This is a genomic window from Achromobacter sp. 1012554356 (assembly GCF_059760815.1).
The window spans coordinates 1-24,368 of sequence record NZ_JCBANC010000066.1 but is presented as its reverse complement, the minus strand read 5'-3'; the positions used below and the strand labels follow the sequence as shown (position 1 = coordinate 24,368).

Sequence of the window (24,368 nt, the reverse complement as noted above, 5' to 3'; positions counted from 1 at the left end):
AATCAGTGAATGAAAAGCAGCGCCAGCACCAGCGGAATCACAACGCCCAGCCCCACCATGGGCCAGGTCGCGCTGCGGTTGCCGGCGTGCATCTTGAGCAGCACCAGTCCGGTCAGCGAGAACACCAGACAGGCGACGGCGAAGATGTCCAGGAACCAGCTCCAGGCGAGCCCCGTGTTGCGGCCCTTGTGCAGGTCGTTCAGGTAGGAGATCCAGCCGCGGTCGGTGCGCTCGTATTCGACGTCGCCACTGGCGCGGTCGATGGACAGCCAGGCATCGCCGCCCGCGCGGGGCAGCGACAGGTAGACCTCGTCGGGGGACCACTCGGCGGTCTTGCCGGCCGTCGAGGCGTCCAACGTTTGGTCCAGCCATGCGGCGACCGGTGCGGGCAAGGGCGCCTTTTTTGCCGTGGGCGCGGCAGCGAGCTGCTTCAGGATGGCATCGGGAAGACGGGCCTCGCGGCTGGTCACCACGGCCTTCGATTCGATGTGCGACGCGTTGTTCAGCGTCAGCCCCGTCACCGCGAACAACAGCATCCCCAGCAGGCAGAGCGCAGAACTGATCCAGTGCCATTGATGCAGTGTCTTGAGCCAGTAGGCGCGGCGGCGGGGAGCGGGTTGGGTGTCCATGGAATGTCGGGCGGGAAGCGGCCGGATTCTAACATTTAATGAGAATTACTCTTAAAAAAGCAGGGCCGCCGCGCGTGCGGAAATTTCAATCGATTTCGCTGCCAAGCGCCTTTTTGACGGTAGCTGAACACACGCTGAACGATGCGCTTGCCGGTTGGCGGGACTAAGATAGGCCACCCTTTGCAAACACCGGAGGTCGTCATGCTGCAACAGCAAGTCGTGGATCAAATCGGTCGTCATTGGGGATGGGTGGCGCTTCGCGGCGTCGTCGCCATCCTGTTTGGGTTCATGGCCATGTTCATGCCGGCCATCACCTTGTCGGCGCTGGTGCTGGTGTGGGGCGCGTTTGCGCTGGTGGACGGGGTGCTGGCGCTGATTGCCGGATTCCGCATCCGGGACAACGGCAAGCCGCTGTGGGCGCTGATCATCGTGGGCCTGCTGGGCGTGGCGGCGGGTATCGTCACCTTTCTGTGGCCCGGACTTACCGCGCTGATCCTGCTCTACATCATCGCCATCTGGGCGATCGTGGCGGGCGTGTTCCAGATCATCGCCGCCGTGCGCTTTCGCAAGGCCATCCGCAACGAATGGCTGCTGGGCCTTTCCGGGCTGGTGTCGGTGGCCTTCGGCGCCATGCTGGTCATGCAGCCGGGCGCTGGCGCGCTGGCGCTGGTGTGGGTGATCGGCATCTACGCCGTGTTCTTCGGCATACTGCTGCTGGTCTTTTCTCTGCGTCTCAAACAACACGGCACCGTCTGACCCCCATGTCCGCTTATCAAACGCTGGTTCCCCTGAATTTCCTGGCCGTGGGCCTGGGCGCGATCCTTGGCGCGTGGTCCCGCTGGCTGGTCGGCCTGTGGCTGAATGCCGGCTCCTGGCCGTGGGGCACGCTGGCGGTGAATCTGGCGGGCGGGTATCTGGTCGGCGTGGCGCTGGCGCTGGTGGCCGGGCATCCCGAGTGGCCGGCGTGGGTGCGGCTGGGCGCCATTACCGGTTTCATGGGCGGGCTGACCACGTTCTCGACCTTTTCCGCCGAGACGGTCGCGATGCTGGAGCGCGGCGCGTATGTCAGCGCGCTGGGCTATGCCGGATTCAGCCTGGCGGGGTCGCTGGCGCTGACGGCGGCGGGGCTGGCCACGGTCAGTCTGCTGCGCTAGGTCGTCGACGCGTCGGCTTCAGCGGTGGCTGACGCCGCGGGCAGCCACGTCGGCTGGCCGGGCATGTCGTGCGCCTGCATGTTCATGCGGTATTCGTAGCGGTCCGGCCGGTAGCGGGCATGCAGCCACTCCACCGGCCGCCCAGACTCGTCGCGCACCACGCGGTGCAGGCTGAGCAGGGCCGATCCCACTGGCACGTCCAGCAGCTCGGCGATGCCGGGCTCGGCCAGCACGGCCGACATCGACTGTTCGGCCCGTGCCACGCGCACGCCCAGGTCGCGGAAGATGGCCAGCAGCGGCTTGGCGTCCAGATCCTGGCGGCGGATGCGCTGGCCGATGTCGTCCGGCACGAACGTGGTCAGGTGAGAAAACGGCTGGCCTTCGTGGCTGCGCACGCGCACGGCGCGCTGCACGGGCGCGCCCGGCGGCAGTTCCAGGCGCGCTGCCACCAGCGGCGTGGCGGGCGCGGTTTCCAGTTCAAGCAGGCGCACCTGCGTGTGCATGCCCATGCGGGCCAGGTGCGCCATCAGCGCGTCCATGCCCGCGCCGTGCTGCGGGCCCGGAAACGGCGCCGGCGCGGCCGCGAACGTGCCGCGTCCCTGCCGCCGCTCGATCAGGCCATCGGCTGCCAGCGCATCAAGCGAGCGCCGTATCGTCAGCCGGGACACGCCGTATTCGGCGGCCAGCGCGTTTTCGCCGGGCATCGCCCTGTCCGTGGCGAACCCGCCCGCTTCCAGCCGTTGCTTCAGCAGCAGGTAGACCTTGTGATAAAGCGGCAGCGGGCTGTCGGACACGATGGGGCTCCTGGTTGATGTTCAGTCGACGGTCGCGCCGGTGAACTTGACGATCTCGGCGTATCGCGCGATGTCCTGGCGCACGAAGACGCCCAGTTCCTCGGGGCTGCTGCTTACCGCGCTGGCGGCCTCGCCCTCGAGCAGCTTGCGGAACGACGGCGTATCGACCGCCTTGCGCGCCGCGGCATTCAGCGCCGCCAGTTTGTCGGCCGGCATCTTGGCCGGGCCAAACAGCGCGAACCACGCGTTCGATTCGAAACCCTTGATGGTATCGCCGATGGGCGGCACACCGGGAAACTGCGGCAGCGCCTGCGGACTGGTGACCCCCAGCGCCCGCAACGCACCGCTCTTGATATGCGGCAGCGCATTCAGCGAACTGGCGAACATCATGTCCACCTGGCCGCCCAGCAGGTCGGTGATGGCCGGCGCCGTGCCCTTGTACGGCACGTTCAGGATGTCCAGGCCCGCCATCATCTTCATGCGTTCGCCGGCCATGTGCAGTGACGAGCCGATCGCGCCCAGCGCCATCGTGTGCTTGCCCGGGCTGGCTTTGACCAGCGAGACGAACTCCGGCATGGTGCGTGCCGGGAAGTCCTTGCGCACGACCAGCACGCTAGGCACGTTGGCCAGCATGCTGATCGGCGTGAAATCGGCCACGGGGTCGAAAGGCAGGTTCCGGTACAGCGTGGCGTTGATGGAGAAGCTGGTGAAGGTGACCAGCAAGGTATTGCCGTCGGGATTGCTCTTGGCGACATAGTCGGCGGCGATGTTGCCGCCCGCGCCCGGCTTGTTCTCGACCACGACGGTGCGCTTCAAGTCCACTGCCATGTGCTGCGCGATGCTGCGCGCCACGGTGTCGGTGGTGCCGCCCGGGGGCGCGCCCACGACCAGCCTGATGGCGTCTGCCTGCGCGAGGGCGGGGGCAGTTGGTAAGGCAAACGCGGCCAGCAGCGCGCAACGCGCGGCGATCCGATGCAGTCCCGGCATGATTTGTCTCCTGATATGTTGTATTGAGGACAATACAAGTATAGGGAGACAGGACGGTGCGCACCAGATCGTTTCCCCGTAGGAAGGCGTCAACGGCCGGGCGCATCTGCCACCTTCGCGTACTCCACGATGGCGATGTCCCGGAACGCCTGGATCAACGCCAGGCGTGGCGATACGCGTGACCAGATCAAGCCGAAGCGGCGCGGTTCGCAGTGCGCGGGCAGGGGCAGGGCGACTAGGCCCAGCCGCTCGATCGTGCCGTTGGTGGACCGGGGCAGGATCGCCACGCCCAGATCCCGGCTCACCATCACCGCAATGGATTCGATCGCGTTCAGTTCAAACCGATCGCGCGGCGTGATGCCGACGCGGCGCAGATAGTCGTCCACGTGACGCCCGCTCCAGTCGTTGCGCTGATAGCGGATGAACGGCTCCGCGGTAAGCAGGCTGTGCGGATGCCGGCCCGCGTGGCGCGGCGCCACCGCCAGCACGTAGGGTTCTTCGCGCAGCAACTGCCAGCCCAGGCTTTTGGACAGGGGGTAGGGCGCCTCCAGCGCGATGGCGGCATCGAGTTCGCCGCTTTCGATGGCCGGGTAGAAGCGGGCGGAGTGCCCGGGCTGGATCTCCACGCTGATCAGCGGATGGCGTCCGACCAGGTGCTCAAGAATGGCCGGCACCATGGAGTTCAGCGCGGTGTTGCCGGCGCCCAGCCGAAGCTCGCCCATCATCTCGCCCGACCGCGCCAGGTAGCGGATCTTCTCGATCCGCTCCAGGACTTCGCGCATCGGTCCGATCAGTTCGATCGCCTTGGCCGTCAAGTGCACGGTGCGGCCGGCGCGCGCGACCAGCGGCACGCCCAGTTCCTGTTCCAGCTTGCGCACCTGCTGCGCGACGGCGCCGTGCGTGAGTCCGAGGCGGCGGGCGGCCTCGGCCATGGAGCCGTGTTGCGCCACGGCGGACAGCGTTTGAAGAAAGTCGGTGTTCATGATGATAGGGATTCTATCTTCTTATCGTATGCCGGCTTTCCCCTGGCGGCGTGCCGCACGGTCACAATGCGGCCAGGAGACCATAATGAAAAGTAAGCTTTTCGTGCCGGCGTCACGCCCGGAACTATTCGACAAAGCCATGGCCAGCGAAGCCGATGCGCTGTCTTTCGATCTGGAGGACGCGGTCGCGCCGCCGCGCAAGCCGGCCGCGCGCGCCGAGCTGGCCCGCTGGCTCGGGTCGCCCGCCTTTCAGGCGGCGCAAGCTCAACATCCCAAGAAAATTATCGTTCGCGTCAATGCGTCGGACACGCCTTATTTCGCGGACGACCTGGACGCGCTGGGCCGCTCGCCGATCGACCTGTTGAATCTGCCCAAGGTCGAGTCCGCGGATGCGCTGCGCGAGGCCGCCGATCACGCTGCCACGGCCGGCTTCGAGGGCGACCTGCTGGTCACCGTCGAAACGCCGCTGGCGCTGGCCCGTGCGGCCGAGCTGGCCGCGCACCCGCGCGTCGCGGGCCTGCAATTGGGGCTGGCCGACCTGTTCGAACCGTTGGGTGTCGACCGTTACCAGCCCGAGACGCTGCGCGCGGTGATGCTGGCGTTGCGGCTGGGCGCGGGGTCCGCGGGCAAGTACGCCATGGACGCCGCCTATGCCCGCGTGCGCGACGCCGAGGGCTTCCGCGCCGAGGCGCAACTGGCGCGCTCGCTCGGTTTCCTGGGCAAATCCTGCGTGCATCCCAGCCAGATCGCCATCGCCAACGACGTGTTCGGATTCAGCGCCGAAGAGATCGACGCGGCCGAACGGATCGTCGCGGCGAGCCAGGCGCAGGAAGGGGTGGGCGCATTTGTGCTGGACGGCAAGATGATCGACGCGCCCTTCGTGCGGCGCGCCCGCGACGTCCTGCTGGCGGCAGGACGCGCCGCCTGAAACGGCCTGCGCTATTCGCGGCCGAGCTTTTTATCGGATGAATTGCATGATGGAAATTGAAACCCCCGCTCAGTTGCCGCTGGCCGGCGTCAAGGTGCTGGATCTCAGCGCCTACATCGCGGGTCCGTACGGCTGCGCGCTGCTGGGCGACATGGGTGCCGACGTGATCAAGGTCGAGCCGCCCGAAGGCGACAACCTGCGCAAGTACCCGTCGACCCTGCCGACTGAGAGCCGCGCCTTTCTGGGCATCAACCGCAACAAGCGCGGCCTGTGCCTCAATCTGAAAGACGAGGCGGGTTACGAGGTGCTGGTCAGGCTGGTGCGCGAGGCCGATGTGCTGGTCCACAATTTCCGCCCCGGCGTTCCGGAGCGCCTGCGCATCGACTTCGCCACGCTGGCCGCCATCAACCCGCGCCTGATCTATTGCGCAATGACGGGCTACGGCGCGGCCGGTCCGATGGCGCGCCACGCGGGCTACGACCAGGTGCTGCAGTCGATGACCGGCATGTGCGCGGCGCAGGCCAAGGCCGACGGTCCGCCTGAAGTGCTGTACGGATCGGTGGTCGACTACTACGGCGCCGCGCTGATCTCCAACAGCGTGTCCGCCGCGCTCTATCAGCGCGAAAAAACCGGGCGCGGGCAGGCCATCGAAGTGTCGCTGCTGGGCAGCGCGCTCGCCATGCAATCGGCCCGCCTGGTCTGGGCCGAGGGCGAACCGCGCCGCATCGAACGCGACATGCGCTCGGGCGGCATCACCGGCATCCATCCCACGCGTGAAGGCCATCTGTACATCTCGGCCAACACGCCGCATTTCTGGCGGGCGCTGTGCGGCCATCTGGACCTGCAGGATCTGGCCGACCATCCCGACTACGACACCGTGAAAAAGCGCGCGGCGCAGGCGGCGGTGCTGGTCCCGCTGGTGCGCGAGGCCCTGGCGCGCGCATCGGCCCGTGAATGGGCCGAACGCTTTGGCCAGAGCGTGCCTTGCGCGGAGGTCCGGCCGGTCGAGGACATGTTCGACCACCCGCAAGTGGAGGCCATGGGATTCATGCGCCCCTATCACAGCGAGAAGGCGGGCAATTATCTCGGGCTGGCGCAATGGGCGCAGTTTGGCGGGGCCGTGCAAGACGAAGTCCATGCCGGCGCCGTGCGCGCCGCCCCGGGCCTTGGCGAGCACAGCCGCACAATTCTGTCCGCCCTGGGATACACAGCGGACGAAATCGACCAATTGCTGCACACATCCGTGGTGCAATAAGAAGTAACAACCAAGACAAGAATCGTCCGGCAAAAGGGCGAGGAGACAGAAATCATGAATCAAGCGCAACGGTATGTGCGCCGCCCGGACGGATCGAACTGGGGCGATTTCGGGCACGACGACCAACTGGGCACGCTCAACCACCTGGACGTCCAGGCGCGTCTGGCCGCGGTTGCCGAAATTCGTACCGGGATGTCGTTTTCGCTGAGCCTGCCGCTGACCGTGCCGCGTGCGCCCGTGCTCAACCCGCGCCGCAAGGGCCCGGTTATCCAGCCCGCCGAAAAGAACGGCGTGCCGGTCTACCGCTATCCGCTGGACCGCGATGTGCCGGGCGCCACCGACGTCATCAGCGACGACCGCGTCACGCTGTCGCCGCAGTACTCCACGCAATGGGACGCGCTGGGCCATGTGGGCTCGATGTACGACGCGCATGGCACCGGCCAGCCGCAGCCCACGGGCTACAACGGCTTCGCCGTCAGCGAGCCTGCCACCGAAGGTTTTACCGGCACCCGCGACCTTTCCATCGCGCCGATGGCGCGCCACGGCATCCAGGGGCGAGGCGTCATGGTGGACCTGCGCGCGCATTTCGGTGATGCGCAGCGCAAGGTGTCCCACCGCGAGCTGATGGACGTGATGCGCGCCGATGGCGTGGAAGTCCGGCCGGGCGACGTGCTGTGTCTGCACACAGGGCTGGCAGACCTGGCGCTGACGCTGGGCGACGACGAGCAGGAGCGGCTCAAGACGAGCTGCTGCGTGCTGGACGGCGCCGACGCGGACCTGCTGGCGTGGATCAAGGACAGCCGGATCGCGGCCATCGCCGCCGACAATCACGCGGTCGAACTGCGCAACCATCATCTGGACACCGGCAAGGGCGCGCTGCTGCCCCTGCACGAGCAATGTCTTTTCAAGCTGGGCCTGCCCTTGGGCGAGCTCTGGCACCTGACCCCGCTGGCGCAATGGTTGCGCCAGCACGGCCGGCATGCCTTTTTCCTGACCGCGGCGCCCATGTACGTGCCCGGTCTGGTCGGCGCGCCGGTCAACCCCATCGCGACCGTCTGAAGACGGCTCGCGCCACGACCCTTGACCGATCGAACATCCCCACAGGGGAGACCCGAGGAGCACACATGAAGAAAACCCGTCGCACGGCCCTGGCCGCAATTCGTCCGCTGGCCGCCGCCATCGGCCTGGCCGCCACGTTTGGCGCCGCACACGCCGCCGGCTACCCCGAGCAGCCCATCACCGTGGTGGTGCCGTATTCCGCCGGTGGCGGCGCGGACAACGCCGCGCGCATCATCGCGCAAGGCATGGGCGAAGTCGCCGGCCAGAGCGTGGTGATCGAGAACAAGGGCGGCGCCAGCGGCTCCATCGGCGCGGCGTTCGTGGCGCGGGCCAAGCCCGATGGCTACACGGTGCTGTTCGACGCGTCGTCCTTCTCGATCAATCCGGTGCTGCGCAAGCTGCCCTATGACGCCAAGAAGGACTTCATTCCGGTCTCGCAGGCCGTCAGCGTGCCCAACATCCTGGTGGCCGCGCCCGGTTCCAGCTTCAACAACCTGCAGGACTTCATCGATGCGGCGCGCGCCAAGCCCGGCCGCCTGACGTTCGCGTCCTATGGACCGGGCAGCCTGGCGCAGATGGCCGCCGAGCTGCTCAAGAAGGATGCGGGCCTGGATATGGTGCACGTGCCCTACAAGGGTGGCGCGCCGGCCATCGTGGACGTCATGGGCGGTCAGGTCGACGTCTACTTCGCCAACGCCGCGTCCAGCCTGAACTACGTCACCGGCGGCAAGCTCAAGGCGCTGGCGGTCTCGTCGTCGCAGCGCATGCCCGAACTGCCCAACGTGGCGACGGTGGGCGAAGCCGGCATCAAGAACTTCAACGTGGTCGAGTGGAACGGCTTCTTCCTGCCGGCGGGCACCAGCCCGGAAGTGGTGGCCAAGCTGCAGGAGCTCGTGCAAAAGGCGCTGGCGCGTCCCGATACCCGCGAGAAGCTTGCCAAGCTGGGCCTGACGCCGGTCGGCAGTAGCGCCGCCGACTTCGCCAAGTTTGTCGATGCCGAACAGACCCGCTGGGCCGAGGTCGTGAAAACCAATAACATCCAGGTGAATTGATCATCCGGGGGCGGGCGCGGCATCGTTCGCACGCGCCAGCCCCCGATCCGAATGGAGATTGACCAGATGAGCCGGGAAGACGATTTTGAGCGTGGCCTGGAAAACCGCCGCGCCGTGCTTGGCGACGAATGGGTGCAGCGGTCGCTGGATCGCGCCACCACGTTCACCGCCGACTACCAGAACATGATCACGCGTTATGCCTGGCACGATATCTGGAGCCGTCCAGGCCTGCCGCACAAGGCGCGCCGCATGATGGTGCTGGCGGTGACGTTGTCGCTGGGCCGTTGGGAAGAATTCGAACTGCACGTGCGCGCCGCCTTGACGGCACAGGATGCCTCGCGCCTGACGCCCGACGAACTCAAGGAAGTGCTGCTGCAGAACGCGATCTACGCGGGCGTGCCGGCGGCCAATACGGCCTTCAATCTTGCGCAGAACATCCTGCGCGAGGTCGCCGGGCAGATCGGCTACGACCTGGCCGCGGCGGATCCGCGCCAGGCCGACCTGTTTGGGACAAAGCCGGCCTGACCGGTGCGCAAAGGGCGGGCTGCTTGCCCGCCTGATCTTTTCTAGTCCGAGCGGGGATTGAGCACGCGAGCCGCCTGCAGGCCGCTGCGTACCGCGCCTTCCAGCACGCCGGGATAGCCGGTGTCCGTCCAGTCGCCCGCCAATGCCAGCGTGGGCCACGGCGTGGAGTTCAGCGGGCGGGTCAGGCCCGGCACCGCGGCAAACGTCGCGCGCTTTTCAATGAACAGTTCGGCCGCCGCCACCTCGGGCATCGGCGGCAGCCGCAGCGGATGCGCCGCGGCCTGTTCGGCCACCTGATCGATCAGGGCTTCAATCACTTGGCGCCGGTTGCGTTCGCTCATGCCGATTGCCGCGCTGGCCACCACGGCCAGTTCCCCAGCCTTGGTGTCGCCCGCGAGCTGGGCGCGATCGAACAGCCACTGGCCGGCATGACCGCGGGCCGCATCTTCGCGCAGCATCATCATCGGCTCGGGCAGCCGCCACGGGCCGGCCAGGCGGATGTTCAGCGTGGCGATGGGCAGATAGTCGAAGGCCTTGAGCGCATCGAGCAGCCCGGTGGCGCCGGCCTCGCGTAGCGGACCATCCAACAGGCGCGCGGCGAAGGTGGGCGGCACGGCCAGCACGGCCGCGTCAAAGCGTTCCTGGTTGATGTCGATGCCGTCGGCGGACGGATGCAGCTGGCGCACCGTGCTGCCATAGCGCATGGTGACCTGACGCGCGGCGGCGTCGGGCCACAGCGTCGACAGGTCCGTGCACGGCAGCAGCAGATCGCTGTCTTCGCGCGCGCCTGCCAGGCTATCGCGCAGCACGCGGGCAAACAGCACGGCGCTGGCCGTGGCGATCGGCGTGTTCAGCGCGGCCAGGCAAAGGGGCTCCCACATCTGCCGGATCAGCACGTCGGACTGCGCGTGATAGTGCAGCAGTTGCAGCACGGTCCAGTCGCGCGGCGGCGACCAGGACATGGTCTTCAGGCCGCGCATCAGGCGCAGCATCGCAAGCCGGTCGCTCCATGAGACGCCACGCGCGCGCAGGACGGCCAGGGCCATGTGCAGCGGCGCCGGCAGGCGCGGGGCGGACAGGTTGAAGCGGCCGTCCAGGCTTGCCAGGCGCAAGGGACGCCGCATCAGCAGGGCGTCCGGGTTGCGGCCCACGCGGCGCATCAGCGCCAGGGTTTCCTTGTAGGCGCCGCACAAGAGGTGCTGGCCGTTGTCCAGCGGCGCTTCGAAGTCACCGTGAAAGACGCGCCGCGCGCGTCCACCGGGGGTGTGCCCAGCCTCGAAAACCGTAACCTTGGCGCCGGCTTCGCGCAGGGCAACGCTGGCCGCCAAGCCGGCCCAGCCTGCGCCAATGACCGCCGCCTTCACCGGGCCAACCGGCGGACCAGGCCGCGTCCGCCGCCCACCCAGGTTTTCCAGGCGAGCCAGAGTTTGCGCAATGGGGTGAGCGAAATGCGCTGGTGGAGCACCTGCCAGTTGTCGCGCTCGATCTCGTCGAGCAGCGCATGGTAGATGGCGGCCATCATGAGTCCCGGACGCTGCGCGCGGCGGTCGGCCTCGGGCAGGTTGCTCATCGCCTCGCGGTAGAGCTCGCGGGCGCGGTCGGCCTGGAACTTCATCAGCGCGGTGAAGCGATCGGAATACTCGCCATTCAGGATGTCCGAGGCCTTGACCTCGAACTGCTGCATGTCGTTGACCGGGATATAGATGCGGCCGCGGCGGGCATCGTCGCCCACGTCGCGGATGATGTTGGTCATCTGGAACGCCAGGCCCAGCTTTTCGGCGTAGACCAGCGTCTTGGGATCGGAATAGCCAAACACGCCGGCGGACAGTTCGCCCACGACGCCGGCCGCGTGCCAGCAATACTTGCGCAGGCCGGGCCAGTCCAGGTAGCGGGTCTGGTCCAGGTCCATTTCCATGCCATCGATCACGGCCAGCAGGCGGTCACGGGTGATCGAACAGCTTTCCAGATGCGGCTGCAATGCGCGCGTGACGGGATGGTCGGGCTTGCCGTCGAACATCTGGTCGATCTGCGTGCGCCACCAGGCGAGCTTGATGCGCGCCAGCGACGGGTCGGTGCACTCGTCGACCACGTCGTCCACTTCGCGGCAGTACGCGTACAGGGCCGTGATGGCGCGCCGGCGCTCGGGAGGCAGGAACAGGAAGGAATAGTAGAAGCTGGAACCGCTTTTGGCGGCTTTTTCCTGGCAATACTCGTCAGGGGTCATTAGGCACGGCCTGTTACTTGATGGAGCGCCACAACATGATGGCCCAGTCTTTGGCGCCCAATTCGGGGCGATTCATGAATACATCGTAGCCGCTCGCCTCGATCCGCTCCAGGACGCGCAGCCCGCCTTGCACCACCAGGCGCAGCTCCAGGCCGATGCGGCCCGGCAGGCGGCGCGCCAGCGGAGCGCCGAAGTGTAGCAGCGCGCGTGTGCGGTCGACCTGGAAGGCCATGAGCTCGCGCCACGCAGGCGTAAGGCGGCAGGCGGCCAGGTCTTCGTCCGACACGCCGTGGCGGCGCAGGTCTTCCTGCGGCAGGTAGACGCGGTGCTTGTGCCAGTCCACCCGCACGTCCTGCCAGAAGTTCACCTGCTGCAGGCCGGTGCAGATGGCGTCGGACTCGGTCAGGTTCTGCGGCGTGCTGGCTTCGAACAGGTGCAGCATCAGGCGGCCGACCGGGTTGGCCGAGCGGCTGCAGTAATCCATGAGGGTGGCGTAGTCCTCGTAGCGCTTGACGGTCAGGTCCTGCTCGAACGCGGACAGCAGGTCGTAGAAAGGCGTGATCGGCAACTGGTGCCGGGCGATCGTCTGCGCCAGCGGCGCAAAGATGTCGGACAGGGGCGGCAGGCCGGGAGCGGGGGGCGTGCCGGGTTCGGCGCCGATGCGATGCAGCTCGGTGCGGAACGCGGCGAGCTGGGCCAGGCGCTCCTCGTCGGTCGCGCTGCCTTCGTCGGCAATGTCGTCCGCGGCGCGGGCGAACCGGTAGATATCGGTCACGGCGCCGCGCAGCCTGCGCGGCAAGAGCAGCGAGGCAACGGGAAAATTCTCGTAGTGATCGATGGACATAAAAAGAGGCCAGTGGGCAGGATCGGACCTGCAAGGACGGCGCAAAGCGGAAAACGGTCTCATTTTAGAGTAGTCGCCCGCGCTTGATCCGGCGCGCTGCCGCCGGGGACGGCGATCAGTTAGACTTGGACGCCACAGGATCTCACAACATGCCGCGCCCCATATCCGCCACCGTTTCCGTTTCCGCTCTTGCGCACAATCTGGCCACCGTGCGCCGCCACCTGGACCAGACCGCCGCCGCGGCCGCCGGGCTGCCGCCGTCGATCTGGGCGGTCATCAAGGCCAACGCCTACGGGCACGGCATCGAACAGGCCGTGGCGGGTTTTTCCAAGGCCCAAGGCCTGGCCATGCTGGACCTCGAAGAAGCCGTGCGTTGCCGCGAAGCCGGCTGGGGTGGACCGATCCTGCTGCTGGAAGGGTTCTTCAACCCGTCGGATCTCGACATCGTCGACCGCTACCACCTCAGCAGCACCGTCCACCACCGTGACCAACTCGACATGCTGGCCCGCGCCCGTCTGTCGCGCCGCGTGGACATCATGCTCAAGCTCAACAGCGGCATGAACCGGCTGGGTTTCAGCCCGACGGCCTATCCCGCCGCCTACGAGCGCGCCGCGCTGCTGCAGCAGCAGGGCACGCTGGGCTCGGTCGGCAAAATGACCCATTTCGCCTGCGCCGACGGTCCGCAAGGCGTGAACGAACAACTGAGCGTCTTCAATTCGGTGACGCATAAGCTGCCCGGTTCGATCAGCGTGTGCAATTCGGCCGCCGCCCTGCGCTTTGCCGACATCGCCGTCGGCTCCGAAAGCCAGACGCACTGGGTGCGGCCGGGCATCTGCCTCTATGGCGCGTCGCCCTTCGCGGATGCCGACGCCTCCTCGTTCGGCCTGAAGCCCGCCATGTCGCTCAGCTCCGAAATCATTGCGGTGCAGGAAATCAAGGCCGGTGACTCCGTCGGCTACGGCGCGCTGTTCCGCGCCGAACGCGCCATGCGCCTGGGCATCGTGGCCTGCGGTTACGCCGACGGCTACCCGCGCCACGCCACCACCGGCACGCCGGTCGTGGTTGCCGGCATCCGGACCCAACTGCTGGGACGGGTGTCCATGGACATGCTGGTCGTGGATCTGGGCCCCGTGCCGTCCGCCGGGGTCGGATCGCCGGTGTCGCTGTGGGGCGAAGACGGCCCGTCGGTGGATGAAGTCGCCAGCGCGGCCGGCACCATCGGCTATGAACTGCTGTGCGCGCTGGCCCCGCGCGTCCCGGTCACCCGGGACGCCTGACCCGCGGCGGCGCAGCGTCCGGTGGGCAATAATTGCTGCGCAAATGACAAGACAGGCGGCGCCGGATGGTGTCTACTTTGGAAACCGGGCGCTCAGGCGCCCGTTTTTGACCAAGAAAACAGACTGCGAGGTTTCAATCCATGAAGGACAAATGCGTGCTCATTACGGGCGCCACCAAAGGCATAGGCTGGGCGCTTACTCAGCGGTTGTCCGACATGGGCTGTCACGTGGTTGGTATCGCGCGCAACACGACCGATGTCGATTTCCCGGGCTATCTGTACGCCTGTGATCTGGCCGATGCCGGCCGTACCGAAGAAGTCCTGCGCGAAATCCGCGAAAAATTCCCCGTCGACGCCGTCGTCAACAATGTGGGCCTCGTGTCGCCCCAGCCCCTGGGCGAAATCGACCTGGCCACGCTGTACAACGTGCTGGACCTGAACGTGCGCGTGGCGGTGCAGGTGACGCAGGCGTTCATCGAATCGATGAAGGTGCGCCGCGCCGGCCGCATCGTCAACGTGGTCAGCCGCTCCATCCACGGCGCGCTCGACCGCACCGCGTATTCGGCCGCCAAGAGCGCGCTGGTGGGCTGCACCCGCACCTGGGCGCTGGAACTGGCCGAGTATGGCGTCACGGCCAATGCGGTGGCGCCGGGCCCCATCGAAACCGAAATGTTCCGTGCCACCCGGCCCGCCGGCAGCGACAACGAAAAGCGCGCGCTGGCTTCCGTTCCCATGAAGCGCCTGGGCACCCCGGCCGAAGTGGCCGCCGCCATCGCCTTCCTGCTGTCGGACGACGCCGGTTTCATCACCGGTCAGGTGCTGGGTGTGGATGGCGGCGGCAGTCTGGCGGGCCGCTCCTGAACGTTGCCGCTGCACGGATGCATAACGCACCTTCGGGTGCGTTTTTTGTGCTCAGCGCAGGCGCCGCGTTGCTCACTGGCGCGTTGGCCGCACGTCCTGCAAGTCGCGGGCTTCGCTGCGCAGCGCATCCAGGAAATGGGCCAGCGCCGCAGTCGGTTCCACGTGCGCCCGCTGCACGACGCCTACCGCCGGCAAGCTCCAGTCCGGCTTGAACTTCAGGATCGCCAGTACGCCCAGATCCGCGTAGTGATGCGCGACGGCGCGCGGCATGGCGGCCAGCATGTCCGCGCCGCGCAGCAGCACTTCATTGGCCAGCAGCGATACCGATTCGGCGACAGGCGCGGGCAGCGCCAGTCCCTGCTGCGCGAAGTAGGCGTCGATCCGCTGGCGTAGCGGCGCATCGGGCGGCGGCAGGATCCAGTCCTGACGCGCAAGCGCCGCAGCGGTGATGCGCGTCGACCGCGCCAGCGGATGCCCCTTGCGCGCCACCACGCATATCGGCTCTTCGTACAGCACTTCTGTGCGGAACACCGCCTGGGCGGCATCGAGCATCAGGCGGCCCAGCACGCAGTCGAGTTCACCGCGGGCCAGGCTGTCCAGCAGCGCATCGTGCGCACCCTCGTGCAGCATGACAGTGACGCCGGGATGGTGGTCGCGCATGCGCTGGATGGCGCGCGGCACCAGCACGGGCAGGGCCACCGGCTGCACGCCGACCCGGATGCGGCCGCGCGCGCCGGCGGCCAAGGCGGCGATCTCGTTGCGCGCGCCGGCCAGATCGGCCAGCAGCACGTCCGTCTTGCCGGCAAGCGCCTGCCCGAAAGCGGTCGGCGTGATGCCCCGCCGCGAACGCACAAATAGCGGCACGCCGAACATGTCCTCCAGTTCCAGCAAGAGCTTGCTGGCCGCGGGCTGGGTCATGCCCAGCCGCGCCGCGGCCTTGTGCACGCTTCCAAGCGCGTGCAGCGCGTGCAGCAGGTCAAGGTGGCGCAGGCGCAGGCGTCCGCTGATGTGGCGCAGGTCGGGAATGCGGGGGCTGGCGGGCATGGTGCAGTGATTCCTAACGGTTTTCACAGCATTCTAATAATTGATCGTTCGGTATGCACCCCGTTCCTATACTGGCTTCGTGCTCATGCGAGCCCATGCTTTTGACCAGAGAGGTTGCCGATGAAGATCACCATGCTGGGGACTGGCGCGGCGCTGCCGGATCCCGACCGGGCGCAGTCCGCGATTCTGCTGACGCTGGACGACGACCGGCACTACCTGTTCGACTGCGGCGAGGGCGCGACGCGGCAGATGGTGCGGGCCAATGTCGATCCCGCCAAGGTGGGGTTTGTCTTTCTGACCCACCTGCACCACGACCACATCTGCGACTACCCGTATTTCGTCATTTCAAGCTGGATTCTGAATAAGGAAGGCTCGCCCCTGGTGCTGGGCCCGAAGGGCACGAAGCACTTCGTGGACCACCTGTTCGAAAACGGTGCGTACCACACCGATTTCCAGGCGCGCGCCGCATACCCCGTGCGCCAGCGCAATCTGGAAGCGATGCGGCCCGTAGTGCGCGAGGTGAGTCCCGGCGTGGTGTTCGAGGACGACAAGGTGCGCATTTCGGTGGATTGGGTGGAACACATTCCGCGCGATGTCTGTGAGTGTTTCGGCGTGCGTGTCGAGGCGGAAGGCAAGGTCATCGCCTTCAGCGGCGATACCGCGCCCTGTGCGGCGATGGTGCGCCTGGCCAAGGATGCGGACCTGCTCATCCACGAGTGCACCTTTCCCGAGTCGTTCATCGCGCACCGCGCCAAGACCGGCGTCGGCACCTATGCCCACACCAGCCCGACGGACCTGGGCAAGATCGCACGCGAGGCCAATGTGAAAAGCCTGGTGGCCACGCACTTCGGCCACTTCGATTCCACCAGTCCGGTCCTCAAGCGCGCGGCGGCCAAGCATCTGCCCGTGGAACTCATGGGGCCGCACCTGATGGATGAGATCGTGTCCGACATCCGCAAGCACTACCCGGGTCCGCTGCGTCTGGCCCACGATCTGATGCGTATCGACCTGTAGCACCCGAAACGTTGCAAGGCCGGCCGCCCGGACAGCGACGCCGGGACGGCCAGGGAGAACACGATGCCGTATCGAGCTTGTGCCGTATCCGTCCTGGCCGCGCTGGCCCCGGCCCTGGCCCTTGTGCCGCCTGCGGCCAGCGCCCAGTATCCCGAGCATCCCATCCGCGTGGTGCTGCCGTACGCGCCGGGCGCGGCGGGCGACGTCGCCTTGCGGCAGATCCAGCCGCTGCTGGAAAAGCGCCTGGGCCAGCCCGTGGTGGTGGACTACAAGACCGGCGCGGGCGGCAACATCGGCATGCAGGACGTGGCGCGCGCCAAGCCCGACGGCTACACGCTGGTGCTGGGCGCGGCCAACAACTTCGTCATCAATCAGTTCCTGTACCGCAAGCTCGGCTTCGATCCGCTGACCGATCTGGCGCCGGTGGGCAAGCTGGCGGACGTGCCCGCCTTCGTCTACGTCAGCGCGCAGGCGCCGGCTGCCGACTGGCGGCAGTTCCAGCAGTACGCGCGCGCACACTCGGGCAAGCTCAATTACGGCTCGCCAGGCATGGGCACGACGCCGCACCTGTCGGCGTATCGCCTGTCGAAGGCGATGGGTGCGGACATGACGCACATTGCCTACCGGGGAGCGGCGCCCGGTGTGCAGGCGCTCCTGGCCAACGAGGTGCAGCTCTACATCGGTGGCTATAGCGTTGCGGCCGCCTATGTGCCGCAGGGCAAGGTCCGGGCGATGGCGGTGGCCTCGCCGGAACGGTTTGCCGCGTTGCCCGACGTGCCGACCGCGAAAGAGGCCGGCATGCCGGACGCGGTGCAGGGCAACTGGTGGGGCTTTGCCGCGCCGAAGGGCACGCCGCCGGACCGCATCGCGCGCTTTGCAGCCGTCTTGCACGAGGTGCTGGGTCTGCCCGAGGTGCGGCAGGCCTACCTTGCCAACGGCTTCGTTCCCGGACAGGACACGCCCGCATCGTTCGGCAAGGCGTGGCGCGACGAGGCCCGGCAATGGGAGGCCGCGGTGCGCGAGTCGGGCGTGGTGCTGGACTGAGGTCGCGTCCCCCATCCGATCGGACCATCCATTGTTTGTATAATAATAAATATCATTTCCATTATGGATGCTCGCCGTGTCGGACCGAGAGCACGCAGTTGGCGCATCGCTTTCCGCCCTGTACACCGCGCACTGCGGCTGGTTGCAGAAATGGCTGAATCGCCGTCTACAAGACAATCATCAGGCCGCCGACCTCACGCAGGACACCTTCCTGACCTTGCTGGTGCGGCGGCACGCCATTGCCGATGTGCGCGAGCCCCGGGCATTCCTGACCACGATCGCGCGCGGCCTGCTGGTCGATTTCTGGCGCCGCCGGGATATTGAACTGGCGTGGGCCGACACGTTGGCATCGCGTCCCGAAGTCACCCACCCATCCCCCGAAGTGCAACTCCAGGCGCTCCAGGCGCTGGTCGAAATCGACCGCAAGCTTCATCGCCTGGGCGTGCGTGCGCGCGCCGCCTTCCTGATGCACCGCATCCACGGCATGACGCATCCGGCTATCGCGGCGGAGCTGCGCGTGTCCGAGCGGACGGTGCGCAACGACATCGCGCAAGCCATGCTGTGCTTTCTGCTCGACGCCGATCTGCAACCCGTTGGATTTCACGGCGATGAGGCAGGACGGTGATGGGCGCCGCCGCTGTCGACCCGCGCATTCTTGAGGCCGCCGCGCATTGGTATGCGTTGCTGAGCTCGGGGGCGGCCAGCGAGCAGGAGCGCGCACGGTGGCAGGCGTGGATGGACGCCGACAACGCGCATCGCCGGGCGTGGCAACGTGTCGAGGACGTGGGCGCGCAGTTCGATGCGCTGATCGCGCAGCCGATGGGCCGCGAGGCCAGCGTGGCCAGCCTCAATGCCGCCGCGCAGGGCCGGCGCGAGCGCCGCCGGTTGTTGACGGTTGCGCTGATCGCGGGCGCGACGGGACTCTTGGGCCTGGGCGTGGCGCAGTCGCCGGCCGGCCGCCGAACCTGGGCGGCGTGGCAGGCGGATCTGGTCACCCCGGTGGGCGGATCGAAAGAAAGCCGGCTTGCCGACGGCACCCAGATTCGACTCAATACCGATACCGCCGTGAAGGTCGATTACACCCGCGACCAGCGCCGCCTGGTGCTGCTGCGCGGCGAAATCATGATCGCCACCGCGGCTGACCCGGATCGCACGTTTGTGGTGGACACGCCCGAAGGGCGGTTGCAGGCGTTGGGCACGCGGTTCAACGTGCGCAGCCTTGACGGCGAAACCACGCTCGCCGTGCTGGAGGGCGCGGTGCAGGCACATTTCGCGGGCGCGCCGCCTGCGGGGGTTCGGGTCGACGCCGGCATGCGGATGCGCGGCGGATCGCAAGGCATCGACGCGCCCGCAACGCTGCGGGCCGACGACCACAACTGGACGCGCGGCATCGTGCAATTCGAGGAGGCGCCGCTGGCGCAGGTGGTGGCGGAACTGGCGCGCTACCGCCGCGGTCATCTCGGCTGTGCCAGCGACGTGGCGGACTTGCGTGTGACAGGCACATTCCCGCTGCATGACAGCGACCGCGCGCTGCGCTTGTTAAGCGAGGCCCTGCCGGTGCGTATCAGCCAGCCGCTGCCCTGGTGGACGACGCTGCAACCGCGCTGAAAGCCCCCTGATCCCACCGCTGTTACAAAATAGTTTGCCGCTTTTGCCGCGCTCATCCGGCCTATGGGCAATTCAACACCCATATCGCGGATCCGTGGCATGACCAACCCCCTCACTGTTTTTTCCATCCGTCCGATCCGCCGCGCGCGCATCGCCCCGCTGGCGCTTGCCATCGGCGTGATGCTGAGCGGCGGGGCGCCCCTAAGCGCCGTGTATGCGCAGTCCGCACAGACGCAGGTCCGCGACTACGACATCCCAGCCGGGCCGTTGAGCCAGGTGCTCAACCTGTTCTCCGCCGAAGCTGGCCTCTTTGTCAGCGGCCACGGTGATCTGAGCAGCGGCCGGCAAAGCCCCGGCGTGCGCGGTCGATATTCGCCCGAGGCAGGGATGGCCGCGCTGCTGACCGGCACCGGTCTCGTGGCGGAACGTCTGCCCGATGGCGGCTTCGTCCTGCGGCAAGGCCGCCAGGACGTGACGCAGCTGGAACCGATCGCGGTGACCGCCCAGGTCGAACGCCCGGATGGCCCGGTGCTGGGCATCGCCGCCACGAACAGCGCCACGGCCACCAAGACCGATACGCCGATCATCGAAACGCCGCAGTCGATCTCGGTGGTGAGCGCCGAGCAGATCCGCGTTCAGAAGGCGCAGAACCTGCAAGAGGCGCTGGGCTATACGCCCGGCATCATGCCCGGCATCGTCGCCAAGAGCTCGATGTTCGAAGACACGATGAGCATCCGCGGTTTCGAAGCCAACCCGCAGACCGGCAGCTATTACCGCGACGGCATGCGCTACATGATCAATCAGTACAACGGCAAGCAGGAGCCATACGGACTGGAGCGGGTCGAAGTGCTGCGGGGGCCGTCATCGGTGCTGTATGGGGCTGCGGCGCCGGGCGGCATCGTCAATACCGTGACAAAGCGTCCGCCCGGCGAAACGATGGGCGAGATCAATCTGGACGGCGGCAGTTATGACCGCCGGCAGATTTCGGCGGACATCGGCGGTCCGATCGACGAGGCCGGGGTGTGGTCCTATCGCCTGACCGGCCTGTTCCGCGAGAGCAAGCAATTCATCGACTACAGCGCCGACGATCGCACCTACATCGCGCCCGCGTTGACGTGGCGCCCGTCAGCGGCCACCTCGGTCACGCTGCTGGCCAACTATCAGCGCATCAAGACGATCAATCCGACCGAGGTGCCGGTCACCGGCTCGCTCTGGACCAACCCGAACGGACAGATCCCGCGTTCGCGCTTTCTGGGCGAGCCCAACAACAACCGCTTCGATGTCGAATCGACGTCGCTGGCCGTGCTGATCGAGCATGCGTTCAATGACACGCTGAAATTCCGCACCTCGATGCGCTACTACGACGCGGACCTGACCATGCGCTACGTGCTGCTGCAAGGCGACGTGGACGCCGCGACGCAGCGGCGGGTGTCCCGGTCGGCACGCGGTTTCGACGACCGCACCACGGTGCAGACGATCGACACCAACATCGAAAAGCGGTTCGAAACGGGGGCCGTGACGCAGACGATTCTTGCGGGCTTCGACTACACGCGGTCCACCTACAACAGCGATCGCCTGCGCGGCAATCTGCGGCCCATCGACGTCTTCGACCCGGTGTACCTGCCCGGCGATGTCGTGGTGTTGCCCTGGCAGCAGCGCCGCAACACCGAGCATCGCCTTGGCATCTACCTGCAGGATCAGCTGAAGATTGCGGACAAGGTCGTGGTGCTGCTGGGCGGACGATATGACAACGTGCGCGCCGAGAACCGCGCCTTGCACGCGCCGTCCACCAATTCGAACGACAAGGACACCGCCTTCACCGGCCGAGCCGGCGTGGTGTATCTGGCGGACAACGGCCTGGCGCCGTATGTCAGCTTCAGCCAGTCGTTCGAACCCACCAGCGGGCGTGACCGCACCGAAGGCAGCTTCGAGCCCAGCCGCGGGACGCAGTACGAGGTCGGCATCCGATACCAGCCCGCCGGCCAAGACGTCATGCTGAGCGCGGCGCTGTTCAATCTGGAGCGCAAGAACGTGCTCACGCCGGATCCGGTCGATCCGACCTTTCTGGTGCAGACCGGCAAGGTGCGCTCGCGCGGTCTGGAGATCGAGGCGCGCGCACGCGTCACGCCGCAGGTCGATGTGATTGCAGCCTACACGTACACCGACGCCCGGGTGGTCAAGAGCAATCTGCCGGGCGAAGAGGGCGAGCGCTTCAACACACCCCGCCACGCGGCTTCCTTGTGGACCGACGTGAACCTGTCGGAGTGGGTGCTGATGGGGCTGAAGGCCGGCGCCGGCCTGCGCTATGTGTCGGCGCGTCCCGACCGGCCGTCCAGCGGTTCACTAGGCGGCGCGGGCTACACGCTGATCGATGCGCGCGTCAGTTATGAAAGCGGCCCGTGGCTCTATGCACTTAACGTCACCAACCTGACGGACAAGACCTACTTCCCGTCGATTTGCTACAACGGCGTGTGCGACTACGGCGAGCCGCGCCGCATCATCGGCACGGTGAGCTACCGCTGGTGAGCCTGCGCGCCGCGCTGCTGCGGCTGCATCGCTGGACCGGCCTGGTGCTGGCCGGCTTTCTTTGCCTGGTGGCGCTGACCGGCATCCCGCTGGCCTGGTACGACACGCTGGATGCCGCGGCCGCGCCGGCATTGCATCGCGTGGCGCCGTCTTCGGCGGATGCCGCACGGCTGGACGCGTTGACGCTGCGTGACCACGTGGCCCGATTCGTGCCGGGGGCGGTGATGCCCGCGACGCCGCTCGGCGCGCAGGCTGGCCGCAGCGTGCCGTTCCCGGTCTGGCTGCCCGAGGCGGGCGCGGCCGCGCCGGTGCTCCACGAGGTATTCGTCGACCCGTATACCGGCGCCATCCTGGGCCTGCGCCGATGGGGCGATCTGGGTGAAGGGCTGCGCAACCTGATGCCGTTCCTGCATCGGCTCCATACGGCGCTGCTGTTCGAGGGCATCGGCGAGCTGTTGCTCGGCATCGTCGCATTGGCGTGGACGCTCGATGGATTTGTCGGCGCGTGGCTCACGCTGCCGGCGCGAACCCGCGTGCGCAAGACGGCATCATCCGCGTGGCAGCGTTGGGCGCCCGCCTGGCGGATTCGCTGGCAGGGCGGTCCGCATAAGCGCAATTTCGATCTGCATCGGGCCGGGGGGCTGTGGCTGTGGGCCGCGTTGACGCTGATGGCATGGAGCAGCGTCGCACTCAACCTGCCGACCGTCTACGATCCGGTGATGCGCGCCGCGCTGAGCTATCAGGCCGATCCCCGGCGCGCGGCCGCGGCAAGCGCGGGCGACCCGATGCCGCCCGCGCAAGCTCGCGATACGGGGCGGCGGCTGATGGCCGCGCTGGCTGCCCGCGAGGGGTTCGTCGTGCTCGGCGAACACTGGTTGGCGCTGGATGCGCGCCGCATGCTGTATCGCTACAGCGTGCGCAGCAGCCGGGATCTGCGCGCGCGCAGCGGGGCCACGTCCGTCGTGTTCAATGCGGTGGATGGGCAATTGGCGGGCAGCCATCTTCCAACGGGCCGGGCCGCCGGTGACACCGTCAAGCATTGGCTGACCAGCCTGCACATGGCGGCGTTCTGGGGCTGGCCGTTGCAGCTGATGGTGGCGCTGGTCGGCGTGGTCACGCTGGCGCTAAGCGTGACCGGCGTCTGGCTGTGGTGGACGCGCCGCCGTGCGCGTCAGTACGGACCCTTGCTCGCGGCGACCGCAGCCAGTTCCTTGAACTCGCCCGCCAACGCTTCGGCCGCGCGCGCCAGCAGCACCGCATCGACGCCCACCGCCACGAAGGTCGCGCCCAAGGACAGGTAGTGCCTGGCCTGCGTCACGCCGCTGTGCAGGATGCCAGCCGCCTTGCCGGACCGCACGATGCGCGCAATGGCGTCGTCGATGGTCTTCTCGACCACGGGATGTTCCGGCTGGCCCAGATAGCCCATGCTGGCCGACAGATCGGCCGGTCCAATGAAGACGCCATCCACGCCGTCCACGGCAAGAATCTCGTCCAGCGCCGCGATGCCGTCCGGCGTTTCGATCTGCACCAGCACGCACATCTGGTCGTTGGCGCGTTCAAGGTAGTTGGGAATGCGGTTCCAGCGCGACGCGCGCGCCAGCGCACTGCCCACGCCACGGATGCCCTGCGGCGGATAGCGGACCGCCGCCACGGCGGCGGCGGCTTCTTGCGCGGACTGGATCATGGGCACCAGCACCGACTGCGCTCCCGTGTCCAGAATCTGTTTGATCTGCACCGGGTCGTTCCATGCCGGACGCACCACGGGCGCGACTGGATAGGCGGCCACGGCTTGCAATTGGGCAAGGGTGGAGTCCAGCGTATTGGGTGCGTGCTCGCCGTCGATCAGCAGCCAGTCGAATCCGGCGCCGGCAAGGATTTCCGAGGTATAGGCGCTGGCCAGGCCGGCCCACAGGCCGATCTGAGGTTTGCCGTCGCGCAGGGCTTGCTTGAACGTGTTGGTCAGGAGGTCCATGGACTGGGGATCGTGGAGGAAGGAGGGGGGTTGACGTTCAAGGCGTACCGGCATCGCGCGTGGGGCCGTCGCGCTTGATGAGATCGACCATCGCGTCCACATCGGCGTACAGGCGCTCCAGCAGTTCCTTGCCGATCCGCTCTTCGATTTCCTGGTACTTCGCGTCGACCTGGGGCCGCATGCGGTCGATGAGCTTGTTGCTCTTGGCGGTCAGGGAAATTTCCTGGCGGCGTTGGTCGGCGCTGGAGCGCGTGCGCTTGATGAGCCCTTGCTCTTCCATGCCGGCCAGCATGCGCGTGAGGCTGGGGCTCAGGATCTGACAGGCGCGGGCGATCTGATTGGGTTCCAGGGAGCCCACCTCGCTCAACGTGCGCAAGACCCGCCATTGCTGTTCGGTGACGCCGGCTGCGTGCAGAATGGGGCGGAAATGCGCCATCAGCGTTTCGCGCGCGTAGAGCAGCAAATGGGGAAGATTGCGGTGGTGGAAGCTCGGACTCATGGCGGCTATGTTAGCAAGAGCCGCCCAAAAAATGCTCAATTCTTCAAGCCCGCGCGCGGCCTGCGCCAGTGTGGCGGCGGGCCGGGGCGG

Annotated in this window: 24 protein-coding genes and 1 pseudogene; 15 read left to right on the top strand and 10 right to left on the bottom strand. The window is 67.2% G+C overall.

The window, feature by feature from the left end; genetic code table 11:
• Positions 1–2: 2 nt before the first annotated feature.
• Positions 3–629: a PepSY-associated TM helix domain-containing protein gene (locus AC6LJW_RS25240; protein ID WP_056562766.1), complete on the bottom strand. Its 627-nt coding sequence runs from the start codon at positions 627–629 to the stop codon at positions 3–5.
• A 201-nt stretch (positions 630–830) separates the two neighbouring features.
• Here AC6LJW_RS25240 and AC6LJW_RS25235 point away from each other — a divergent pair, with 201 nt between their 5' ends.
• Positions 831–1,385: an HdeD family acid-resistance protein gene (locus tag AC6LJW_RS25235; RefSeq protein ID WP_056562763.1), complete on the top strand. Its 555-nt coding sequence runs from the start codon at positions 831–833 to the stop codon at positions 1,383–1,385.
• Between the two features lie 5 nt (positions 1,386–1,390).
• Positions 1,391–1,783, top strand: a complete 393-nt coding sequence (crcB, locus tag AC6LJW_RS25230; RefSeq protein ID WP_056562761.1) for a fluoride efflux transporter CrcB — start codon at positions 1,391–1,393, stop codon at positions 1,781–1,783.
• Here crcB and AC6LJW_RS25225 read toward each other — a convergent pair.
• The 3 genes from AC6LJW_RS25225 to AC6LJW_RS25215 all read right to left on the bottom strand — a co-directional run bounded on the left by AC6LJW_RS25225 (position 1,780) and on the right by AC6LJW_RS25215 (position 4,547).
• The gene (locus AC6LJW_RS25225; RefSeq protein WP_056562758.1) at positions 1,780–2,577 is read right to left on the bottom strand and encodes a GntR family transcriptional regulator; all 798 of its coding nucleotides are present in this window, start codon (positions 2,575–2,577) and stop codon (positions 1,780–1,782) included. The genes crcB and AC6LJW_RS25225 overlap by 4 nt on opposite strands.
• Before the next feature lie 21 nt (positions 2,578–2,598).
• Positions 2,599–3,564, bottom strand: coding sequence for a Bug family tripartite tricarboxylate transporter substrate binding protein (locus tag AC6LJW_RS25220; RefSeq protein ID WP_056562757.1), 966 nt, complete (start codon positions 3,562–3,564; stop codon positions 2,599–2,601).
• A gap of 89 nt (positions 3,565–3,653) precedes the next feature.
• The gene (locus AC6LJW_RS25215; protein ID WP_056562752.1) at positions 3,654–4,547 is read right to left on the bottom strand and encodes a LysR family transcriptional regulator; all 894 of its coding nucleotides are present in this window, start codon (positions 4,545–4,547) and stop codon (positions 3,654–3,656) included.
• A gap of 85 nt (positions 4,548–4,632) precedes the next feature.
• Here AC6LJW_RS25215 and AC6LJW_RS25210 point away from each other — a divergent pair, with 85 nt between their 5' ends.
• From AC6LJW_RS25210 to AC6LJW_RS25190, 5 genes are all read left to right on the top strand, one after another.
• A complete protein-coding gene (locus tag AC6LJW_RS25210) occupies positions 4,633–5,475 on the top strand; it encodes an HpcH/HpaI aldolase/citrate lyase family protein (protein ID WP_498088536.1) in 843 nt (280 codons plus the stop codon).
• Positions 5,476–5,524: 49 nt separating this feature from the next.
• A complete protein-coding gene (locus AC6LJW_RS25205) occupies positions 5,525–6,730 on the top strand; it encodes a CaiB/BaiF CoA transferase family protein (protein ID WP_156395192.1) in 1,206 nt (401 codons plus the stop codon).
• Between the two features lie 54 nt (positions 6,731–6,784).
• A complete protein-coding gene (locus AC6LJW_RS25200) occupies positions 6,785–7,789 on the top strand; it encodes a cyclase family protein (protein WP_056562745.1) in 1,005 nt (334 codons plus the stop codon).
• 65 nt (positions 7,790–7,854) lie between these two features.
• The gene (locus AC6LJW_RS25195) at positions 7,855–8,841 is read left to right on the top strand and encodes a Bug family tripartite tricarboxylate transporter substrate binding protein (RefSeq protein WP_056562740.1); all 987 of its coding nucleotides are present in this window, start codon (positions 7,855–7,857) and stop codon (positions 8,839–8,841) included.
• Between the two features lie 66 nt (positions 8,842–8,907).
• The gene (locus AC6LJW_RS25190; protein ID WP_056562738.1) at positions 8,908–9,366 is read left to right on the top strand and encodes a carboxymuconolactone decarboxylase family protein; all 459 of its coding nucleotides are present in this window, start codon (positions 8,908–8,910) and stop codon (positions 9,364–9,366) included.
• A 41-nt stretch (positions 9,367–9,407) separates the two neighbouring features.
• Here the strand turns inward: AC6LJW_RS25190 and hpnE are convergent, their stop codons facing one another.
• From hpnE to hpnC, 3 genes are read right to left on the bottom strand one after another with little or no spacing between them, the layout of a single operon-like run.
• On the bottom strand, positions 9,408–10,730 hold the full coding sequence (hpnE, locus tag AC6LJW_RS25185) for a hydroxysqualene dehydroxylase HpnE (protein ID WP_427986575.1): 1,323 nt from the start codon (positions 10,728–10,730) through the stop codon (positions 9,408–9,410).
• A complete protein-coding gene (gene hpnD, locus AC6LJW_RS25180; RefSeq protein WP_056562733.1) occupies positions 10,727–11,590 on the bottom strand; it encodes a presqualene diphosphate synthase HpnD in 864 nt (287 codons plus the stop codon). Before hpnD ends, hpnE begins: the two co-directional genes overlap by 4 nt.
• Positions 11,591–11,603: 13 nt before the next feature.
• Positions 11,604–12,434, bottom strand: coding sequence for a squalene synthase HpnC (gene hpnC / locus AC6LJW_RS25175; RefSeq protein ID WP_498088533.1), 831 nt, complete (start codon positions 12,432–12,434; stop codon positions 11,604–11,606).
• 149 nt (positions 12,435–12,583) lie between these two features.
• Between hpnC and alr the strand changes: the two genes are divergently transcribed.
• Positions 12,584–13,711 carry an alanine racemase gene (alr, locus tag AC6LJW_RS25170; RefSeq protein WP_056562727.1) on the top strand — a complete coding sequence of 376 codons (1,128 nt, stop codon included), beginning with the start codon at positions 12,584–12,586 and terminating at the stop codon, positions 13,709–13,711.
• Positions 13,712–13,851: 140 nt separating this feature from the next.
• Positions 13,852–14,571 carry an SDR family oxidoreductase gene (locus AC6LJW_RS25165; RefSeq protein WP_056562724.1) on the top strand — a complete coding sequence of 240 codons (720 nt, stop codon included), beginning with the start codon at positions 13,852–13,854 and terminating at the stop codon, positions 14,569–14,571.
• Positions 14,572–14,643: 72 nt separating this feature from the next.
• Here the strand turns inward: AC6LJW_RS25165 and AC6LJW_RS25160 are convergent, their stop codons facing one another.
• Positions 14,644–15,615, bottom strand: coding sequence for a LysR family transcriptional regulator (locus tag AC6LJW_RS25160; RefSeq protein WP_498088530.1), 972 nt, complete (start codon positions 15,613–15,615; stop codon positions 14,644–14,646).
• 120 nt (positions 15,616–15,735) lie between these two features.
• Here AC6LJW_RS25160 and AC6LJW_RS25155 point away from each other — a divergent pair, with 120 nt between their 5' ends.
• The 6 genes and pseudogenes from AC6LJW_RS25155 to AC6LJW_RS25130 all read left to right on the top strand — a co-directional run.
• On the top strand, positions 15,736–16,629 hold the full coding sequence (locus AC6LJW_RS25155) for an MBL fold metallo-hydrolase (RefSeq protein WP_056562719.1): 894 nt from the start codon (positions 15,736–15,738) through the stop codon (positions 16,627–16,629).
• Between the two features lie 63 nt (positions 16,630–16,692).
• Complete coding sequence (locus tag AC6LJW_RS25150) at positions 16,693–17,673, top strand: Bug family tripartite tricarboxylate transporter substrate binding protein (RefSeq protein ID WP_498088528.1); 981 nt, start codon at positions 16,693–16,695, stop codon at positions 17,671–17,673.
• Positions 17,674–17,749: 76 nt separating this feature from the next.
• Positions 17,750–18,298, top strand: a complete 549-nt coding sequence (locus AC6LJW_RS25145) for a sigma-70 family RNA polymerase sigma factor (protein ID WP_427986578.1) — start codon at positions 17,750–17,752, stop codon at positions 18,296–18,298.
• On the top strand, positions 18,298–19,281 hold the full coding sequence (locus tag AC6LJW_RS25140; protein WP_427986579.1) for a FecR domain-containing protein: 984 nt from the start codon (positions 18,298–18,300) through the stop codon (positions 19,279–19,281). The genes AC6LJW_RS25145 and AC6LJW_RS25140 overlap by 1 nt, the downstream gene beginning before the upstream one ends.
• 99 nt (positions 19,282–19,380) lie before the next feature.
• On the top strand, positions 19,381–21,807 hold the full coding sequence (locus AC6LJW_RS25135; protein WP_498088526.1) for a TonB-dependent siderophore receptor: 2,427 nt from the start codon (positions 19,381–19,383) through the stop codon (positions 21,805–21,807).
• A pseudogene (locus tag AC6LJW_RS25130) lies at positions 21,753–22,955 on the top strand (PepSY-associated TM helix domain-containing protein); the annotation flags it as partial. The gene AC6LJW_RS25135 and the pseudogene AC6LJW_RS25130, both read left to right, overlap by 55 nt.
• Positions 22,956–22,978: 23 nt before the next feature.
• Here AC6LJW_RS25130 and hpaI read toward each other — a convergent pair.
• The gene (gene hpaI / locus AC6LJW_RS25125; protein WP_498088524.1) at positions 22,979–23,779 is read right to left on the bottom strand and encodes a 4-hydroxy-2-oxoheptanedioate aldolase; all 801 of its coding nucleotides are present in this window, start codon (positions 23,777–23,779) and stop codon (positions 22,979–22,981) included.
• Between the two features lie 37 nt (positions 23,780–23,816).
• Positions 23,817–24,278, bottom strand: coding sequence for a homoprotocatechuate degradation operon regulator HpaR (gene hpaR, locus AC6LJW_RS25120; RefSeq protein WP_427986582.1), 462 nt, complete (start codon positions 24,276–24,278; stop codon positions 23,817–23,819).
• Between the last annotated feature and the right edge of the window lie 90 nt (positions 24,279–24,368).

Bases quoted from the DNA above. Each gene is read 5' to 3' on its own strand.
- AC6LJW_RS25150 (WP_498088528.1), top strand. From the start codon at position 16,693: ATGCCGTATCGAGCTTGTGCCGTATCCGTCCTGGCCGCGCTGGCCCCG.
- AC6LJW_RS25220 (WP_056562757.1), bottom strand. From the start codon at position 3,564: ATGCCGGGACTGCATCGGATCGCCGCGCGTTGCGCGCTGCTGGCCGCG.
- hpnC (WP_498088533.1), bottom strand. From the start codon at position 12,434: ATGTCCATCGATCACTACGAGAATTTTCCCGTTGCCTCGCTGCTCTTG.
- hpaI (WP_498088524.1), bottom strand. From the start codon at position 23,779: ATGGACCTCCTGACCAACACGTTCAAGCAAGCCCTGCGCGACGGCAAA.
- AC6LJW_RS25155 (WP_056562719.1), top strand. From the start codon at position 15,736: ATGAAGATCACCATGCTGGGGACTGGCGCGGCGCTGCCGGATCCCGAC.
- AC6LJW_RS25190 (WP_056562738.1), top strand. From the start codon at position 8,908: ATGAGCCGGGAAGACGATTTTGAGCGTGGCCTGGAAAACCGCCGCGCC.
- AC6LJW_RS25165 (WP_056562724.1), top strand. From the start codon at position 13,852: ATGAAGGACAAATGCGTGCTCATTACGGGCGCCACCAAAGGCATAGGC.
- alr (WP_056562727.1), top strand. From the start codon at position 12,584: ATGCCGCGCCCCATATCCGCCACCGTTTCCGTTTCCGCTCTTGCGCAC.
- AC6LJW_RS25135 (WP_498088526.1), top strand. From the start codon at position 19,381: ATGACCAACCCCCTCACTGTTTTTTCCATCCGTCCGATCCGCCGCGCG.
- AC6LJW_RS25205 (WP_156395192.1), top strand. From the start codon at position 5,525: ATGGAAATTGAAACCCCCGCTCAGTTGCCGCTGGCCGGCGTCAAGGTG.
- hpnD (WP_056562733.1), bottom strand. From the start codon at position 11,590: ATGACCCCTGACGAGTATTGCCAGGAAAAAGCCGCCAAAAGCGGTTCC.
- AC6LJW_RS25200 (WP_056562745.1), top strand. From the start codon at position 6,785: ATGAATCAAGCGCAACGGTATGTGCGCCGCCCGGACGGATCGAACTGG.
- AC6LJW_RS25160 (WP_498088530.1), bottom strand. From the start codon at position 15,615: ATGCCCGCCAGCCCCCGCATTCCCGACCTGCGCCACATCAGCGGACGC.
- AC6LJW_RS25140 (WP_427986579.1), top strand. From the start codon at position 18,298: ATGGGCGCCGCCGCTGTCGACCCGCGCATTCTTGAGGCCGCCGCGCAT.
- AC6LJW_RS25215 (WP_056562752.1), bottom strand. From the start codon at position 4,547: ATGAACACCGACTTTCTTCAAACGCTGTCCGCCGTGGCGCAACACGGC.
- AC6LJW_RS25195 (WP_056562740.1), top strand. From the start codon at position 7,855: ATGAAGAAAACCCGTCGCACGGCCCTGGCCGCAATTCGTCCGCTGGCC.
- crcB (WP_056562761.1), top strand. From the start codon at position 1,391: ATGTCCGCTTATCAAACGCTGGTTCCCCTGAATTTCCTGGCCGTGGGC.
- AC6LJW_RS25210 (WP_498088536.1), top strand. From the start codon at position 4,633: ATGAAAAGTAAGCTTTTCGTGCCGGCGTCACGCCCGGAACTATTCGAC.
- AC6LJW_RS25235 (WP_056562763.1), top strand. From the start codon at position 831: ATGCTGCAACAGCAAGTCGTGGATCAAATCGGTCGTCATTGGGGATGG.
- AC6LJW_RS25240 (WP_056562766.1), bottom strand. From the start codon at position 629: ATGGACACCCAACCCGCTCCCCGCCGCCGCGCCTACTGGCTCAAGACA.
- hpaR (WP_427986582.1), bottom strand. From the start codon at position 24,278: ATGAGTCCGAGCTTCCACCACCGCAATCTTCCCCATTTGCTGCTCTAC.